Raw genomic sequence first — 16,529 nt, 5'->3', positions numbered from 1 at the left:
CCTCTACACCCGAAACGCCGCAATCAGTTCGCGCAGCTGGCCGACCAGTTGGCTCATCTCGCGGCTGGCCTGCTCGGTCTGGCCGGCGCCTTCGGCGGTGCGCTGACCGGCCTCGTTGATCGAGACGATATTGCGGTCGATGTCATGCGTCACCGCGGTCTGTTGCTCGGCAGCGGCGGCGATCTGCTGATTCTGATCGACGATCAGGCCGACCGCGCCAAGAATGTTTTCCAGCGCCTGCTCGACTTGCGCCGACTGGCTGACCGTATCGTCCGCCAGTGCATGGCTGGCGTGCATGGTCCTGACTGCCGCACCGACTCCCGACTGCAGCCGGGCGATCATCTCCTCGATTTCCTCGGTGGACTGCTGGGTCCTTCTTGCCAGGCTGCGCACCTCGTCGGCGACGACCGCAAATCCGCGGCCCTGCTCGCCGGCACGGGCCGCCTCGATCGCGGCGTTGAGTGCCAGCAGGTTGGTCTGCTCGGCAATGCCCTTGATCACGTCGAGCACCTTGCTGATCGCGGCGCTATCGTCGGCCAGCCGGTTGATGACCTCCACCGATTGCTGGATTTCCGCTGCCAGCCGCTCGATACCGCCCACCTGGGCGACCACCAGCGCACGGCCACTGGCGGTTTCTTCGTTGACGCTTTGCGCACTGCCGACGGCAGCCTCGGCGCTGGTCGCCACGGCCTGCGCGGTGGCGGCCATTTCGTTCATCGCGGTCGCGACCTGCTCGATCTGCGCGCGCTGTTCGCCGACCGTCTGGTTGCTCTGCCCGGAAACCTGCTCGACCTGCCCCGCCTGGCGCTCGACTTCGCCGACGGTATGGCCGACACGCTCGAGCAGCTCGCGGATGCGCGCCACGGTCGCATTGAACACCTGCCCGAGTTCGCCCAGCTCGTCGCGGCTGACCACTTGGTAACGCACCGTCATGTCGCCATCGGCGACCTTGTCCATGATCCGGCCGAGCGCATTGAGCGAAGCCCGGGTGGAGACGTAGAAGGCGCCATACAGATAGGCAACCAGCAGGAACACCACCACCAATGCCGCCAGCAGCAGCCCCATCAGCAGTCGCTTGTCGGCCAGGCGCTGCTGCAGGCGCTGATCGAGGAAATCGAGCACCGCGTCGTTGAGTTCGTAGGTCTTGGCCATCTCGTTGCTGATGCGCTCATAGAACGCATCCCAGGGGCGGTCCAGTGCATCGGCGAGGATCACTTCGTCCTGGATGATTTCGCTGCTCGCGCCCAGCGAGGCACCGCTCAGCGCCGCCAGCTCGGCCAGACGCGCGCGCGCGGCCGACGAGCTGTCGACGGCGTCCTGCAGCTGCGCCTGGTACTGCGTCTGCAGCTTTTCCAGCTCCTGCACCAGGCCATCAAGGATGTTGCTGGCCTCGGAGTTGAGATAACCCTGACCAAAGGTGTAGGCCCCCACGGCACGCCCTTCACCCAGCACCGAGGTGATGGTCGGCGTGACGCTGGTCAGCAGCTCGGCGAGCAGGCGCACTTCGCGCTCGGCATCCTGGCTGAGCCCCGACTGGCTGGCGATCAGCTTGATGATGACCTGCGAACTGCCCAGCAGACTGCCGGCCATCGCCGCCTTGGATTGCAGCGATTGCTCGGCCTGGGCCTCGCCGAGCGCGCGTTGCATCTGATCGCGGCGGGTATTGAATTCGGTGACCTGCTGCGGATCGCTGCTCACCGGCTGCAACGCCTGCAGGCCGCTGGCCAGCCGACCTTCGACATCCTGCAGGCGAGCGTTGAGGGTCTGCACGTTGCCGGTCTGGCCAATGATCGCCTCGATCTGCACCAGGTCGTGCCAGTCCTCCAGGTCGCGCCGCAGGCGAAGCGCGGCGCCGAGCAGCTCGAGGCTCTGCAGCTCGCTGCGGGTCCCGACGAATTCGCGATAGGAGTCGCGGACCAGATAGAAGTTGGTCAGCGCCATGGGAACGAAGAACAGAAGACTGACCAAGCTGAACTTCATGCCGAAGCTCAGGCGATTCATGAATGCGACTGCTGGATACAACAGGCTTTTCACACGACGTCTCCCAGGTCTTATTGGTATGTGCTTGCGGCATGGGGCCACAGCAGGGTTCGTCAGGAGGATCGAGCCGACTTATACGGGATATCGGTTGGGCGCTGTGTAACTTAAGGGCACCTCGAAAAACCTCGACCCCCTGCGATTGGTAAAATTGCGTTGTCCTGATTTCGTTCTCTGACACCAGCCATGAAGAAGCGCACTGCCATCAAGACGGACCTGTTCGCTGACGAACATCATCGGAAGAAGATCGACACGCTTGGAGATCCGCTGGCCGAGATCGAGTCGTACATCGATTTTGCGGCACTTGCGGCGGAAGTCGATCGGGTAGCGCCGCGTCCGGTGAGTCCGCAAGGCGGTCGCCCGCCGTATCCGACGGAGACGATGGTGCGGATTCTGGTGCTCAAGCGGCTGTACAACCTGTCGGATGAACAGATGGAGTACCAGTTGCTTGACCGGATGAGCTACAAGCGATTCTGCGGGTTGGCCAGCGCGGTCAATATTCCGGATCGAACGACCGTGTGGACGTTCGAGAACCGCATCGGCGACGCCGGCGCGAAGGTCCTGTTCGACGGTGTCACGGCCCAACTGCTCCGGCACGGATTCATCGCCCGCGGCGGCCAAATCGTCGATGCCACGCTGGTGCCTGCTCCCAAGCAACGTAACAGCCGTGAGGAGAACAAGCTGGTCAGGGAAGGCGCGATGCCGGCTGACTGGAAGCCAGCCAAACGGCGCCAGAAGGATACGGATGCCACCTGGACACAGAAGCACGGCAAGAACCACTTCGGTTACAAGCTCTCGATCAACGTGGACAAGAAGTACAAGATCATCCGCAAAGTTGAGACTGATACGGCCAGCGTCCATGACAGCAAGCACTTCGATGCGCTCATCGACCGGAGCAACACGAGCCGCGATGTCTATGCGGACCGAGGCTACACCAGCGCAGACCGGGAGGGCTGGCTCAAGGATCACGGCTATCGTAATCAGATCCAGAGGAAGGGGTACCGCAACAAGCCCCTTTCCGAGTGTCAGCAACGGCGCAACCACCGCATCGCCAAGACGCGTGCCCGAGTGGAGCACGTGTTCGCGAGCATCGAGCAGATGGGCGGCAAGTTGATCCGTACCATCGGACAGGGGCGCGCGAACTTTGCGATGACGATGATGGCGGCCTGCTACAACTTGAAGCGGCTGGTGTACTTCCAGAAGGCGGGAATCAAGGCCTTCTGACGCCCGGAGTGGGCCGAATCGCCGCTGCAGAGGGCGATTCGGAAGAAAAACGGGGCGACACCGCCCAGGAAAGCGGTGATTCGCCGCAGAAATCGAACCGAATTCGATCATGGCCATCATTTGGCGGTCGGATTCACTGAAAACCTCGCGTTATTCGAGGTGCCCTTAAGGTAATGGCCAAATGACAGTGCAACGTCGCCAGGCAGAGGGCCGCGTCGGAAGGCCCGTGCCAGAGCCTTCATCGACGGCAACGATGGCGAGGCATTCGTGCCTCAGAGGAGAATCACCCAGAGCGCGACGGCCGCGTACCAGAGCACCCGCGAGCGCACCAGCAGTGCCGCGAGGATATCCAGCCGGGCAACGGCGTCGTGCGATGAGCTTGCTGGCAGGTCGGCGGCCAGCGGCCCGGCCTCGGCCAGCAGACGGCACGCCGGGATGTCCCAGTTGAGCAGTTCATGCAGCAGCACACGGCTGGCCGCGCTGAAGTTGCCGACCAGCGCGAAGCTCGCCACCAGCACGCGCACTGGCAGCCAGTCCAGGCCGTGGCGCAGCTGGGCGGCCTGTTCGCGCACCGCCTCGACCCGCGCATGCCGCTCGGTCAGCGCCAGCAGCCGGTAGGCCAGCGCCAGCATCGGCCCCAGCAACAGGTACCAGAACACCACTGCGAAGAAGTCCTGATAACCGCGCCAGAGCTGCCGTTGCTCGACCACCCGCGACAGCTCGTCGGGGCTGTCGGCGCTCAGTTCGAGATCCCGCTCGGCCACGAGTTCGGCGGCTTCCAGATCACCGCGGCGCCAGGCATCGCGGAACGGCCCCAGCTCGCGCTTGGCATGCCCGCGACCGAGCGAATAGAGCAACACCAGCAGGTGCAGCGGCAGCAACAGCCAGCCATAGGCCAGCGGCTGCAGCGCCATCAGCAGCAGGCCGAGCAGCAGTACCGGCAGCAGCACCAGGATCGCCAGTAGCAACCAGGGCGCAGCGGCCAGGCGGGGGTTGTTCTCCAGGCGACGCAACTGCGCCAGCCAGGGAGCATCGTGCTGGATACGCCCGCGCCAGTCGGAGAACTTCTCCACCAGCAGTGCCAGCAACATCACCAGAAAACTCATGGCCAGGTCCTTGTTCGGTTGGGCTCAACAAACGATCGCCGCAGCGCGCAGGCGCCGCCAGTCAAAGGCCGGCCCCGGGTCGGTCTTGCGCCCTGGGGCGATATCGCTGTGCCCGCAGACGCGCTCGGGCGTGATGGCCGGATAGGCCTGCTGCAGCAGGCGACACAGGTCGATCAGCGCGCCGTACTGCGCGTCGCTGTAGGTGCACTCGTCAGTGCCTTCGAGCTCGATGCCCAAGGAGAAGTCGTTGCAGCCCTCGCGGTCGCCGAAGCACGACACCCCGGCGTGCCAGGCCCGGTCCAGACAGGAGACGAACTGGGTGATGGCGCCGTCGCGCTCGATGAGAAAATGCGCGGAAACCTGCAGCCCGGCGATTTCCTCGAAGAACGGATGCTCGCGGCAATCCAGGCGATTGGCAAAGAACTCCTGCACCTTGCCGGTACCGAAGCAGCCCGGCGGCAGGCTGATGTTGTGAATCACCAGCAGAGAGATTTCGCCGTCCGGCCGCCGATTGAAGTTCGGCGACGGGCAATGGCGAACGCCCTGGCACCAGCCTGTGGCGCGGTCCAGCTGCATGGAGCGGTCCTCGGTTGCTCAAGCGCGCAGGCTAGCCGCAGCACCGCTGCGCCTGCAAGCCCGGCGCAGGCTTAGCCCCCGCGGCGCGCGGCGGCCTTTTCTTCGCGACGCGACGCCAGGCGATCGGCCAGGCGCGTCGGCTCGGGCAAGCGATAGCGCGTCACGTAGCGCATTACCAGCTGTGGCGCGCTGGTCAGACTGACGCGGTTGCCCGGCGAGACGATCAACGGGCGCACCCTATCCTTGCTGCGCAACAGCGTACCGATGGTCTCGCCGGCTCGGTCGCGCAGCGGCACCTGCTCACCGCGCAGCTCACCGAGCGGCTCATGGTCGCCGCAGAGAATCTTCTTCGCTACGCCGATGGTCGGCAGGCCGGTCACCACGCCGAGGTGGGCGGCAATGCCCAGACGGCGGGGGTGGGCGATGCCGTGACCGTCAGCGAAGATCAGGTCTGGGATGGCCGGCAACGCCGCGAGCGCCTGCAGCACCGCAGGCAGTTCACGAAACGACAGCAGGCCCGGCACGTAGGGCATCGTGGTCGGAATGCGCGCCAGACTCTGAGCCACCACCTCGAGACTGTCGGCATCGAGCAGGACCACGGCGGCGCGGGTCAGCGCGCCCCCCTCCTCGAAGCCGACATCGACGCCAGCTATCAGGCGCAGCTGTGCAGGCAATTCGTCCTCCAGCCGCACCTGCTCGGCGAGCCGCTTCTGGAGCTCGCGCGCGGCGCCTGGTGTGCCATCCCAGTCACCGAACGGATTGGCAGGATACGGCGAGCGTGTGGCGGTCATGCGATGAATCTCCTGATGTCGGGCAGCTTGCTGAAGGGGTGCGCTTTCGGTCGCAGCTGGACAGCGCGGCGGAAAAATAGGACGCTCCCGCCGCAAGACGGCAGTTTCACCCTGCCATGGCCTAAACAACAATCAGAAAAGACCATGTCCAACGCCCATTCCCTGCGTCGCGTCAGCATCCTGGCAACCGAAGGCGTATTCGCTTCGACTCTCATGCAGGCCAAGGATTTCTTTCATATGGCCAGTCTGCGTCTGGCCCGGCAACTGGGCGGCCCTCTCGCCCCGGCGTTCGAAACGCGGCTGGTGAGCCCCGACGGCAATCCGGTCACGAGCTTCAGCGGCACCGAGATCGCGGTCGACGGCGCACTGGAAGACACCGATGCGGTCATCCTGCCGGCGTTCTGGGCCGACTTCGACGCGCTCTCGGCCCGCTACCCGCAGGTCGCTCCCTGGCTCCGCCAGCAGCATGCCGCCGGCAGTGCGATCTGCGGCGAGGCCACCGGCGCCTTCTGGATGGCGCATGCGGGCCTATTGGACAACCGCGAGGCGACGACCCACTGGCGTTTCGCCCGCGAGTTCGTCGAGCGCTTTCCGCGCGTGCAGTTCGCCTCCGGCAAGCACCTGACCGACAGCGACAACCTGTTCTGTGCCGGCGGCACCACCTCGTCCTGCGATCTGTATATGTACCTGATCGAACGCTTCTGCGGCGCCAACGTCGCCCAGGGCATGGCGCGCGACGTGCTGTTCGAGGTCCAGCGCAACTACAGCCCCGGGCGCCTCGGCTTCGGTGGACAGAAGTTGCACCTGGACACTCGCGTGCTGCAGATCCAGGAATGGCTGGAAGAACATTTCGCAGAGAAGTTCCGCTTCGAGGACGTCGCCCGGGAGCACGGCATGAGCATCCGCAACTTCATGCGGCGTTTCCAGGCGGCTACCGGCGACAAGCCGCTGCATTATCTGCAGCGGCTGCGCATCGAAACGGCGAAGAATCTGCTCTCGACCACGCGCAAGAGCATCAAGACGATCAGTTACGAGGTCGGCTACGACGATGCGAGTTTCTTCGCGCGGCTGTTCCGCCAGCACACCGAACTGTCGCCCAACCACTACCGCCAGAAATACCGGCCCGAGGCCTAAAGCGCAGCGCCCGCCGAGCAGGCCGGTTGCAGCGGGCGGTCACTGACCAGGTCGCGCATGTCGGCCTGGCGCTGCGGCTGCCATCGCCGCCGGCTCAGGGCTTGTGCGGGCGCGACAGGTATTCGTGCGACTGCATTTCCAGCAGGCGGCTCAGGGTGCGCTGGAACTCGAACTCCAGACGGCCACCGGCGTAGAGGTCCTTGAGCTCGACCTCGGCCGAGAGGATCAGCTTGACGTTGCGGTCGTAGAACTCGTCGACCAGGTTGATGAAGCGCCGCGCCATATCGTCCTTGGCGACGTTCATCTGCTCGATGTTGGAGACCAGCACCGCCTCGAAGATCTTGCCCAGTTCGATGTAGTCGTTCTGGCTGCGCGGCCCGTCGCACAGCGCGCGGAACTCGAACCAGGCGACATCGTTGGCGACCTTGCGCGCGCGGATCTCGCGGTTCTCGATCATCAGCGCCTCGTCCTCGAGCACCTTGCAGTTCTCGGTGAGCAGGCTCTTGAAGCTCTTTTCCAGGCTCAGCTCGGCCTCGGCGTCGAGCGGGAAGTGGTAGAGCTCGGCCTGCTCCAGCGCACGCAGGCGGTAGTCGATGCCGCTGTCGACGTTGACCACCTCGGTGTGTTTTTTCAGCAGCTCGATGGCCGGCAGGAAGCGCGCCCGCTGCAGGCCGTCCTTGTAGAGGCCGTCGGGCACGATGTTGGAGGTTGCGACCAGGCTGACGCCGTTCTTGAACAGCTCCTCGAGCAGGGTAGCGAGGATCATCGCGTCAGTGATGTCAGAGACGAAGAACTCATCGAAACAGATCACCCGCGCCTCGTCGGCGAAACGCTTGCCGATGATCGTCAGCGGATTCTTCTCGCCCTTGAGGGTCTTCATTTCCTCATGCACGCGCTTCATGAAGCGGTGGAAGTGCGTACGCATCTTCTGCTTGAACGGCAGCGCGTCGTAGAAGGTGTCGACCAGATAGGTCTTGCCGCGCCCGACGCCACCCCAGAAGTACAGGCCCTTGACCGGCTCCTGGGACTTCTTGCCGAACAGCTTGCCGAACAGCCCGCCATTGTTGCGTTCGCTGGCGAGCAGGTCGTCGTAGAGCCGCTGCAGATGACGCACGGCATTTTCCTGCGCGGCATCGTGGAAGAAATCGGGACGTTTCAGGTCAGCCTGATAGCGCTCAAGAGGAGTCATGGCGGAGCCGGGGTTGGAAAACGGGGCCGACACTTTAGCCGCGCCCTCGGCAGATGGCAATTTACTCAGATCGTTCAAACCTTGGACCTCCCGGGGATCTGGACGAGGCGTTCGACCTCAGGGAATGCCGGCGGTGCGCCGACACGCGACGCAGGCAGCCGGTCCCGGTCAGGAGCCAGGCGCCTGCGCCAGGCTCAACTCTGCGCGAGGGTGGCGATGGCTTCGCGCACTCGCAGCATCGCGGCGTCCAGCGCATCGGGGTCGGCGTAGCTCGGACTGTCGGCGACGCATTCCTCGTCCAGCCAGAGGGTGAACTGCGTACCCTCGTCTTCGCGCAGTTCCAGCGCATCGGCGCCACCGGCGATCAGTCGCTGAGTCAAGGCACCGATCGCCTGCGGGTTGCTCAGCGGGCGCGAGAGCAACAGCTCCTCGCCGTCGGCGCCAAAGAAGCGGAAACGGAAGCTGCCGTCGGCTTCGCGGAAACTGGCGAAGCGGGCCGTCTTGCTGGCCTTCTTCTTCGACGGGGCGGCCACCTGAGCCTGGCTGCGGAAGCTACGCAGCCCGACCGACTCACGCAGTTCGCCGAGAAACGGCGTGGCGATGCGGCGCGCCTTGGCCGCGCCGGCCTGGAGAATGTCTTCGAGCTCGGCCGGCTTGGCGATCAGTTGCGCATAGCGCTCGCGGGCCTCGCCCAGCTCGGCGTCGAGCAGCTGGAACAGCCGCTGCTTGGCCTCACCCCAGGCCAGGCCGTCCAGCAGCTCGGCGCGGAACGCAGCCAGCTGCTCTCCGCTGGCGAAGGCCTGATAGAGCGTGTAGAGGTGAGAACTGTCCGGGTCCTTGGCCTCGCCTGGCAGCCTCGAGTCGGTGACGATACGCGCCACCGCGTCCTTGAGCTGCTTGGCCGAGCCGAACAGCGGGATGGTGTTGTCGTAACTCTTGGACATCTTGCGTCCATCGAGCCCTGGCAAGGTGGCAACGCTTTCCTCGATCACCGCCTCAGGCAAGGTGAACAGCTCGCGCCCCTGGCCGAACAGGTGGTTGAAGCGCTGGGCGATGTCACGGGCCATTTCCACGTGCTGGATCTGGTCGCGCCCCACCGGCACCTTGTGCGCATTGAACATCAGGATGTCCGCCGCCATCAGCACGGGGTAGCTGTACAGGCCCATGGTCACGCCAGCATCCGGGTCTTCGCCGCTCTCGACGTTCTTGTCCACCGACGCCTTGTAGGCATGCGCGCGGTTGAGCAGTCCCTTGGCGGTGACGCAGGTCAGCAACCAGGTAAGCTCTGGAATCTCCGGAATGTCGGATTGCCGATAGAAGGTCACCCGCTCGGCGTCGAGCCCGCAGGCCAGCCAGGTCGCGGCAATTTCCAGGCGCGAGCGCTGGATCCGCAGCGGGTCGTCACACTTGATCAGCGCGTGGTAATCGGCCAGGAAATAGAACGAGTCCGCCGCCGCATCGCGACTGGCGACGATGGCCGGGCGGATGGCGCCGGCGTAGTTGCCCAGGTGCGGCGTGCCGGTGGTGGTGATGCCGGTGAGGATTCGGGTGTTCATCGCTTTTCGATCTCGATCGGGAAAGCCTGGGGCCGCGCGAGCACGCCCCTGGGCGAGGTCGGAAGTTACGCCTGCAGTCGCGGAGCGACCAGCTCCTTGAGCTCGACCAGCTTGCCGTGAAAAAAGTGGCCGCATTCTGCCACTTTCAACAGCTCGTGGGGGCGACTGAGCGCGGCCGAATAGGCGTAGACGGTTTGCGGGTCGATCACCTCGTCGTCTTCCGGTTGGATGATCGAGACCGCGCCGGCCGCCGGCAGGTTGGCACTGTCCAGACGCGACACCGCTGGCGCCACGAGAAACACCTTGCGCACCTCGACACCGCGCGCCTGCAGCCGGGCGAACAGGCTCGCCGCGACGAAGCCGCCGAAGGAAAAGCCGAGCAGCACCAGTGGCAACCCGGGCCGCTGCGCCAGCAACCAGTTCACCGCGGCCTCGGCGTCATCGACCTCGCCCTGCTGCATGTCGTGGCTGCCGGCGCTGCGGCCCACGCCGCGGTAGTTGAAGCGCAGCGTGCTGTAACCGGCGTCCCGCGCGGTGCGCTGCAGAGTCGAAACCACCTTGTTCAGCATGGTGCCGCCCTTGACCGGGTTGGGATGACAGATCAGTGCGAGCCCACTGGCGTCGGCTTCGTCCTGGTACAGGCCTTCGAGCACGCCGCAGGGGCCGTCGATGGAAATGGGGGTTTCGCGTTTCAACAAAGGTGAACTCCGTGACCTTGCGACGAGTCGACTCGTCTTGCTTAGCAGCTGCCCCGACCACCGCCTCGCGGTATACAGAGCAGGTACGAGACGTTAACGTAAGCACAGCCGTTTTTATAGAAGGAAGGACTCGTGGAACAGACCCTCGCGACCTGGTTGCTCCCGATCGCCGGCTTGATCGTCGGTATCGCCATTGGTTTTCTGGTGGCTCGCAACGCCGCGCCAAACCGCACCCAGCGTCAGGTCGACGACCTGCAGGAGCGCTTCGATACCTATCAGAGCGAAGTGGTCACACACTTCAACACGACGGCCAGTCTGCTGCGCAAACTGACCAGCAGCTACCAGGACATTCAGGACCATCTTTCCGAAGGCGCCAATCGCCTGGCGCTCGACGAGCAGACCCGCCAGCGCCTGCTCGCGGCGTTGCACAGCGAAGAACACCATGGCAGCCGTGAGCGCCTGAACTCCCCCGCGTTCACCGAACCGCCGAAGGACTACGCGCCCAAGAGCGATGACACCCCCGGGACGCTGAACGAGAACTTCGGCCTCAAGAGCCGTCATTGATCCCGCCGGACGGGGTTCCTGCCCCGTCCCTACCCTTCTTTTATTGCTGCAAGCGCATCGACAGGTCGATCGCCTGCACATGCTTGGTCAAGCCGCCGATCGAGATGTAGTCGACACCGGTTTCAGCCACACGCCGCAAACCACCTTCGCTGATGCCACCGGAAGCTTCCAGCTTCGCCCTACCTCGGTTGATGGCGACGGCAGTGCGCATGTCTTCGAGCGTCAGCTCGTCGAGCATGACGATGTCGGCACCGGCGGTAAGCGCCTGTTCCAGCTCGTCCAGGTTTTCCACCTCGACTTCCACTGGCTTGCCGGGAGCGATCCGTCGCGCCGCCTCGACCGCCGATGCGATACCGCCACATGCAGCGATGTGGTTTTCCTTGATCAGAAAGGCGTCGTACAAACCGATGCGGTGGTTATGGCAGCCGCCGCAGGTCACCGCGTACTTTTGCGCCAGGCGCAGCCCGGGCAGGGTCTTGCGCGTATCAAGGAGGCGAACGCCCGTGCCCTCCACCAGGTCGGCGTAGTGTTGGCACCGCGTTGCCACGCCCGACAGCAACTGCAGGAAATTCAGCGCCGAGCGCTCGCCGGTCAGCAATGAGCGCGCCGGCCCTTCCAGCGTGAACAGCACCTGATCCGCCACTACGCGATCGCCATCGCCTACCTGCCAATGCACGGCGACACGAGGGTCGAGCTGACGAAATACCGCATCGACCCATGCGGTTCCGGCGATGACCGCCGCCTCACGCGTGATAACCGAAGCACGCGCCAGCCGCTCGGCGGGAATCAACTGAGCCGTGATATCGCCACTGCCAATATCTTCCGCCAGGGCTCGGCGTACGTTGGCATCGATCTCGGCGCTCAGTTGAGCAAGGGTAAGGTTAGGCATGACGGGGCTCCACTGGACATGGCGCGAAGTATAAGGACTGATCGCGCCCCATGCAGCGCCGTCTCTCTCGGCAAATTTTTACCGCCTGGCGGAAAACACCCGGCTGATTGTGAGGTCAATCATGTCCGACACATGCGCGAGCCTTGAGCTGTGAAGGCCACGCTTATAATGCGACGAACGTTCAGAAGCTGGCGCCAGTTAAACGACGGAGTTGTGATTTGCCTCGTTGTAAATACTTGCCGCCGGAGTATGCTGCGCTGGAAATCCGGCATTGCGCCAAGATAGTGGCGCAATGCCAGCAGCCCATTCTGACGACCGACCCGATTTCCGCAGACACCGAAAGTGCATTGCGCCAAGACACCGGCGCCGCAGGAGAGTATCGATGCGAACTGATGCGAAAGTGGTGCACCTGAACAAAGCCGCCCCGGAGCACAGGCCATCTTCGCCCGCCACTCGCTTGCCAGTGGCGATCATCAGCGTGCGCGACAAGGCTGCACAACAACTGCGCCAGGCCTTGCAGGCTCTGTTCGACAGCGCTGACGACTCGCTTTTCGAAATCGCCGACCGCGCCACCAGCAATGCCGAGCAAAACGCCTTCTTCGAAGCCATGCGCGATCTGCGCATGAAACGGCGCAGCATCGAGCGCAGCTTCCTGCAACATCTGTTCGAGTCGTTCACCACGCTCAACCAGTATCAGATCGGCCAGCCCCCGCAACTGGAGAGCCTCTCCGTCGACAACCTCACGCTCGTCCAGAACGACGAGCTGGAGGAATCAGTCGCCATCGACACCATGGTCGCGAAGGTCATGGGGCGCGCCGCCACGCCGCTTAGCCACCTGACCACGCGCATGAACACCCTGGTCAGCCGCAAGCTTGACGACAAGAGCAATCCGCTCAGCCCCCATTCGGTATGCGAGTGCTTCGTGGCTGCCTGCAGCGATCTGGGCGTGGAGATCAAGGTCAAGCTCATCATCTACAAGCTGTTCGAAAAGCACTTGCTCAGCGAACTCGACAACCTGTACGCCGAAGCCAATCTCACCCTGACCGCAGCCGGCATCCTGCCCGAACTGCAGTCTCAGCCGCCTCGCCGGGCGCCTCTGCAGCGCCCGGCGCCTGGCGCATCCGCACCAGCGGCAGGCAGCGCCGGCAGCACCTCACCCATGCTTGACGATGGCCTGCAGGAAGCCGCCTTCTCCGCCATTCAGGATCTGCTCGCCGAGCTGCGCAACAGCACAGCGCTGCCCTCACGCAGCGCCCCCCAGGATGCGGTCCCGATCAGCACCGGCGACCTGCTGCGCCTGCTGTCGCACATGCAGACGCGCGCGCCGGCAACGGTCGATGATTACGACATGCAGCAGCAACTTGGCCAGCTTCTCGAGCGAGTCAGCGCCAAGAGCGGAAAATCCAGAGTCGTAGGCCAGGTCGATGAAGACGTCATCAACCTGGTCTCGATGCTGTTCGAGTTCATCCTCGACGACCGCAACCTGCCCGACTCGCTCAAGGCACTGATCGGCCGCCTGCAGATTCCGCTGCTAAAGGTTGCGGTCATCGACAAGACTTTTTTCAGCCGCGGCAGCCATCCCGCCCGACGCCTGCTCAACGAGATCGCTTCGGCAGCGATGGGCTGGGGCGATCAGGACGAAGCCCAGCGTGACAGCCTCTACCAGAAGATAGAACAGGTGGTGAGCCGCCTGCAGAACGACTTCACCGACGATCCGATCATTTTTGCGGAACTATTGGCTGACTTTCTCGCCTTTGTTGGCGACGAGCGGCGCCGGAGCGAGCTGCTGGAGCAACGCACGCGCGACGCCGAGGAAGGCCGAGCCAAAGCGGAGCTTGCGCGCCAGGAAGTCGAATTTGCACTCAATGAACGCCTGCTCGGCAAGACCCTGCCCGAGGTCGTCGTCAGGCTCCTGCAAGAGGCGTGGAGCAAGGTTCTGCTGCTGACCTGCCTGAAGCATGGGACGCAGTCCGAACAGTGGCAGGCCGCGCTGGACACCATGGACGAACTCATCTGGAGCGTCACGCCTCACGAGGACGCCGAATCACGTGCGCGCATGCTACAAGTCGTGCCCGACCTGCTCAAGGCACTGCGCGAGGGGCTCACCAGCGCCGCCTTCGATCCGTTCTCTACCGGGCACTTCTTCACCGAACTCGAGGCGCTGCACCTGCGCACGCTGGAACAAACCGAGCAGCCGGCCGAAGCGCCACGCGACGTATCGGCCGAGTCGGCAGCAGAGCAGCCAGCCGAAAATCAACCTCCGGCAATGGTCGAGGTCGTCGAGGAAATCGTACTGCTTGCACCCGGCGAGAGCCGCGAGCCAGAGCCGCAAATCAGCCTGCCCGAGGACGATGATGCGCTGACCAAGGTCGACAACCTCAGGGTCGGAAGCTGGGTGGAGTTTCAGGAGGACGAAGAACACAAGCTGCGCTGCAAGCTGGCCGCGATTATCAAGCCGACCGGCAAGTTCATCTTCGTCAACCGCACCGGAATGAAGGTTCTGGAGAAGACCCGCACCGGCCTTGCCCTCGAGTTTCGCCGCGGTGCGATCCACCTGCTCAACGACACCCTGCTGTTCGACCGCGCGCTCGAATCGGTGATTGGCAACCTACGCCGGCTCAAGGACGCCTGACCCCGGGCGGCACCTGCTCCGCAGGCCAGTGCGGCTATGCCGGCCGCACCCACGCCGCTAGAATGCCTGGACATTCGTTCGAGGTGCCCATGCCCAGCCGACTGAATCCCGAGGACCAAGAGCGCGTCGAGCAATACCTCCGCGCCCCCCAGTATCAGGTCGAGCGCAAGCCGTTCCGACCATTGCTGCTGCTCGTCCTGGTCGTGGCCGTGGTTGTCGGCCTTGGCCTTCTCAGTCGCCTGCTCGCCAGCCTCGCGCACTAATCAAGCCGCATCAGACGGCCACAGAATCCTTGCACAAGCCTATGAGCCCCATCCATGACACATCGCATCGTAATCGTCGGCGGCGGTGCCGGCGGCCTCGAGCTGGCTACCCGCCTGGGACGCACCCTGGGCAAGCGCGGCCAGGCACGCATCACCCTGGTTGACGCCAACCTCACGCACATCTGGAAGCCGCTGCTGCATGAAGTCGCCGCGGGCTCGCTCAACTCGTCGGCAGACGAGCTGAACTACGTCGCCCAGGCCAAATGGAACCACTTCGAGTTCCAGATGGGCCGGATGTGCGCGCTGGACCGCAGCCGCAAATGCATTCAGCTCGAGACCATCGCCGACGAGACCACGGCGGCCGCTCCCACTTCGCGCATGCTGTCCTACGACACCCTGGTGATCGCGGTCGGCAGCACGACCAACGATTTCGGCACGCCCGGCGCCGCCGAACACTGTATCTTTCTCGACACGCGCAAGCAGGCCGAGCGCTTCCATCGCCAGCTGCTTGCTCATTACATGCGCGCCCAGGCCGATGACAGGTCACCTGCCAGCATCGACATGGCGATCGTCGGAGCCGGCGCCACAGGGGTCGAACTGGCAGCCGAACTGCTGCACGCGGCCCGCGAACTGGCCGCGTACGGACTGGATCGGATCAGCCCGGACAACGTCAACATCACACTCATCGAGGCCGGCCCGCGCGTGCTCCCAGCGCTGCCCGAGCGAATCAGCCAGCCGGTTCATCAGACCTTGCTCAAGCTCGGCGTTCGGGTCATGACCAACGCCGCCGTGAGCGAGGTCGAACAGCACGGGCTGCGTACCCGTGACGGCGAGTTCGTGCCGTGCAGCCTCAAGGTGTGGGCGGCCGGAATTCAGGCGCCGGCTTTCCTGCGCGACCTGGACGGACTGGAAAGCAACCGCATCAATCAGCTGGTCGTCCGCCCAACGCTGCAGACGAGTCGTGACCCGGACATTTTTGCCTTTGGCGACTGCGCCGCCTGCCCGCAACGCGACAGCGAGCGCAACGTGCCGCCGCGCGCTCAGGCGGCACACCAGCAAGCCTCGCTACTGGCCAAGTCACTGAAACTGCACCTGAGCGGCCAGCCACTGCCGGAATACCACTACCGCGACTACGGCTCGCTGATCTCGCTGTCGCGCTTCTCGGCCGTTGGCAACCTCATGGGCAACCTGACCGGCAACGTGATGCTCGAAGGCTGGCTGGCGAGAATGTTCTACATCTCGCTTTACCGCATGCACCAGATCGCGCTGTATGGCGTTGCCCGCACGGCACTGATGATGCTGGGCGATCGGCTCAGTCGCAGCACCGAACCGCGGCTGAAGCTCCACTGAAAGCGCACCTGCGGCCAAGGCACCGATAACCTTGGCCGCCTCGCCAAAACGCAGGCATAAAAAAAGCTGGAAGGCCTTTCGGCACTTCCAGCTCTCTTTGCTTCCGAAGAAGCCGATATGGTGGGTCGTGTAGGATTCGAACCTACGACCAATTGGTTAAAAGCCAACTGCTCTACCGACTGAGCTAACGACCCATAAATGGTCGGGGTAGGGGGATTCGAACTCCCGACATCCTGCTCCCAAAGCAGGCGCGCTACCGGACTGCGCTATACCCCGATTGGAATTTGGCTCCGCGACCTGGACTCGAACCAGGGACCCAATGATTAACAGTCATTTGCTCTACCGACTGAGCTATCGCGGAACAACTCTATTCCAGCTCCTCAGCGCAACGTTCGCGCTTCAGAGGCGCGCCATTTTACGGTTCACGAATGGGCTGTCAACCCCAAACTTGCGATTCGCATCAGTAATTTACGACAGCCTGGGTTCCGGCTGCTCCCGCGCGCGGGGAGCAGCCGGAAAT

The 16,529-nt window shown here is 64.0% G+C and carries 14 protein-coding genes and 3 tRNA genes; 6 read left to right on the top strand and 11 right to left on the bottom strand.

Annotated features, from left to right (window positions below):
* Positions 1-3: 3 nt before the first annotated feature.
* Positions 4-2,034: a methyl-accepting chemotaxis protein gene (locus CL52_RS03550; protein ID WP_043218551.1), complete on the bottom strand. Its 2,031-nt coding sequence runs from the start codon at positions 2,032-2,034 to the stop codon at positions 4-6.
* 189 nt (positions 2,035-2,223) lie between these two features.
* Here CL52_RS03550 and CL52_RS03545 point away from each other — a divergent pair, with 189 nt between their 5' ends.
* On the top strand, positions 2,224-3,261 hold the full coding sequence (locus tag CL52_RS03545) for an IS5 family transposase (RefSeq protein ID WP_043218549.1): 1,038 nt from the start codon (positions 2,224-2,226) through the stop codon (positions 3,259-3,261).
* 272 nt (positions 3,262-3,533) lie between these two features.
* Here CL52_RS03545 and ampE read toward each other — a convergent pair whose 3' ends face one another.
* The 3 genes from ampE to nfi form a co-directional block, all read right to left on the bottom strand.
* On the bottom strand, positions 3,534-4,367 hold the full coding sequence (ampE, locus tag CL52_RS03540) for a regulatory signaling modulator protein AmpE (protein ID WP_043218547.1): 834 nt from the start codon (positions 4,365-4,367) through the stop codon (positions 3,534-3,536).
* Positions 4,368-4,391: 24 nt separating this feature from the next.
* Entirely contained in the window at positions 4,392-4,943 is a 552-nt protein-coding gene (gene ampD, locus CL52_RS03535; RefSeq protein ID WP_043218545.1) for a 1,6-anhydro-N-acetylmuramyl-L-alanine amidase AmpD, read from the bottom strand.
* A gap of 71 nt (positions 4,944-5,014) precedes the next feature.
* Positions 5,015-5,734 carry a deoxyribonuclease V gene (gene nfi / locus CL52_RS03530; RefSeq protein ID WP_041107857.1) on the bottom strand — a complete coding sequence of 240 codons (720 nt, stop codon included), beginning with the start codon at positions 5,732-5,734 and terminating at the stop codon, positions 5,015-5,017.
* 144 nt (positions 5,735-5,878) lie between these two features.
* On the opposite strand from nfi, the gene CL52_RS03525 reads away from it, so the two are divergent.
* A complete protein-coding gene (locus tag CL52_RS03525) occupies positions 5,879-6,868 on the top strand; it encodes a GlxA family transcriptional regulator (protein ID WP_043218542.1) in 990 nt (329 codons plus the stop codon).
* 94 nt (positions 6,869-6,962) lie between these two features.
* On the opposite strand, the gene zapE is transcribed toward CL52_RS03525, so the two are convergent.
* From zapE to CL52_RS03510, 3 genes are all read right to left on the bottom strand, one after another.
* On the bottom strand, positions 6,963-8,057 hold the full coding sequence (gene zapE / locus CL52_RS03520) for a cell division protein ZapE (RefSeq protein WP_043218541.1): 1,095 nt from the start codon (positions 8,055-8,057) through the stop codon (positions 6,963-6,965).
* A 194-nt stretch (positions 8,058-8,251) separates the two neighbouring features.
* Positions 8,252-9,613 carry a tryptophan--tRNA ligase gene (locus CL52_RS03515; RefSeq protein ID WP_043218540.1) on the bottom strand — a complete coding sequence of 454 codons (1,362 nt, stop codon included), beginning with the start codon at positions 9,611-9,613 and terminating at the stop codon, positions 8,252-8,254.
* A gap of 65 nt (positions 9,614-9,678) precedes the next feature.
* Entirely contained in the window at positions 9,679-10,389 is a 711-nt protein-coding gene (locus tag CL52_RS03510) for an alpha/beta hydrolase (RefSeq protein WP_074519941.1), read from the bottom strand.
* A gap of 54 nt (positions 10,390-10,443) precedes the next feature.
* Here CL52_RS03510 and CL52_RS03505 point away from each other — a divergent pair, with 54 nt between their 5' ends.
* On the top strand, positions 10,444-10,875 hold the full coding sequence (locus CL52_RS03505) for a Z-ring associated ZapG family protein (protein ID WP_041107867.1): 432 nt from the start codon (positions 10,444-10,446) through the stop codon (positions 10,873-10,875).
* Positions 10,876-10,915: 40 nt separating this feature from the next.
* Here the strand turns inward: CL52_RS03505 and nadC are convergent, their stop codons facing one another.
* On the bottom strand, positions 10,916-11,764 hold the full coding sequence (gene nadC / locus CL52_RS03500; RefSeq protein ID WP_041107869.1) for a carboxylating nicotinate-nucleotide diphosphorylase: 849 nt from the start codon (positions 11,762-11,764) through the stop codon (positions 10,916-10,918).
* 382 nt (positions 11,765-12,146) lie between these two features.
* On the opposite strand from nadC, the gene CL52_RS03495 reads away from it, so the two are divergent.
* The 3 genes from CL52_RS03495 to CL52_RS03485 all read left to right on the top strand — a co-directional run bounded on the left by CL52_RS03495 (position 12,147) and on the right by CL52_RS03485 (position 16,009).
* Positions 12,147-14,396, top strand: a complete 2,250-nt coding sequence (locus CL52_RS03495) for a DUF1631 domain-containing protein (RefSeq protein WP_043218537.1) — start codon at positions 12,147-12,149, stop codon at positions 14,394-14,396.
* Positions 14,397-14,485: 89 nt separating this feature from the next.
* On the top strand, positions 14,486-14,659 hold the full coding sequence (locus CL52_RS03490; protein WP_043218536.1) for a DUF3094 family protein: 174 nt from the start codon (positions 14,486-14,488) through the stop codon (positions 14,657-14,659).
* A gap of 54 nt (positions 14,660-14,713) precedes the next feature.
* On the top strand, positions 14,714-16,009 hold the full coding sequence (locus CL52_RS03485; protein WP_043218534.1) for an NAD(P)/FAD-dependent oxidoreductase: 1,296 nt from the start codon (positions 14,714-14,716) through the stop codon (positions 16,007-16,009).
* A gap of 118 nt (positions 16,010-16,127) precedes the next feature.
* Here the strand turns inward: CL52_RS03485 and CL52_RS03480 are convergent.
* The 3 genes from CL52_RS03480 to CL52_RS03470 form a co-directional block, all read right to left on the bottom strand.
* A tRNA-Lys gene (locus CL52_RS03480) sits at positions 16,128-16,203 on the bottom strand.
* A 5-nt stretch (positions 16,204-16,208) separates the two neighbouring features.
* A tRNA-Pro gene (locus CL52_RS03475) sits at positions 16,209-16,285 on the bottom strand.
* Between the two features lie 9 nt (positions 16,286-16,294).
* Positions 16,295-16,370, bottom strand: a tRNA-Asn gene (locus tag CL52_RS03470).
* Between the last annotated feature and the right edge of the window lie 159 nt (positions 16,371-16,529).

The organism is Stutzerimonas balearica DSM 6083 (assembly GCF_000818015.1).
GTDB lineage: Bacteria > Pseudomonadota > Gammaproteobacteria > Pseudomonadales > Pseudomonadaceae > Stutzerimonas > Stutzerimonas balearica.
The sequence above is the reverse complement of the archived record's forward strand: the minus strand, read 5'-3'. Positions and strand labels throughout refer to the sequence as shown.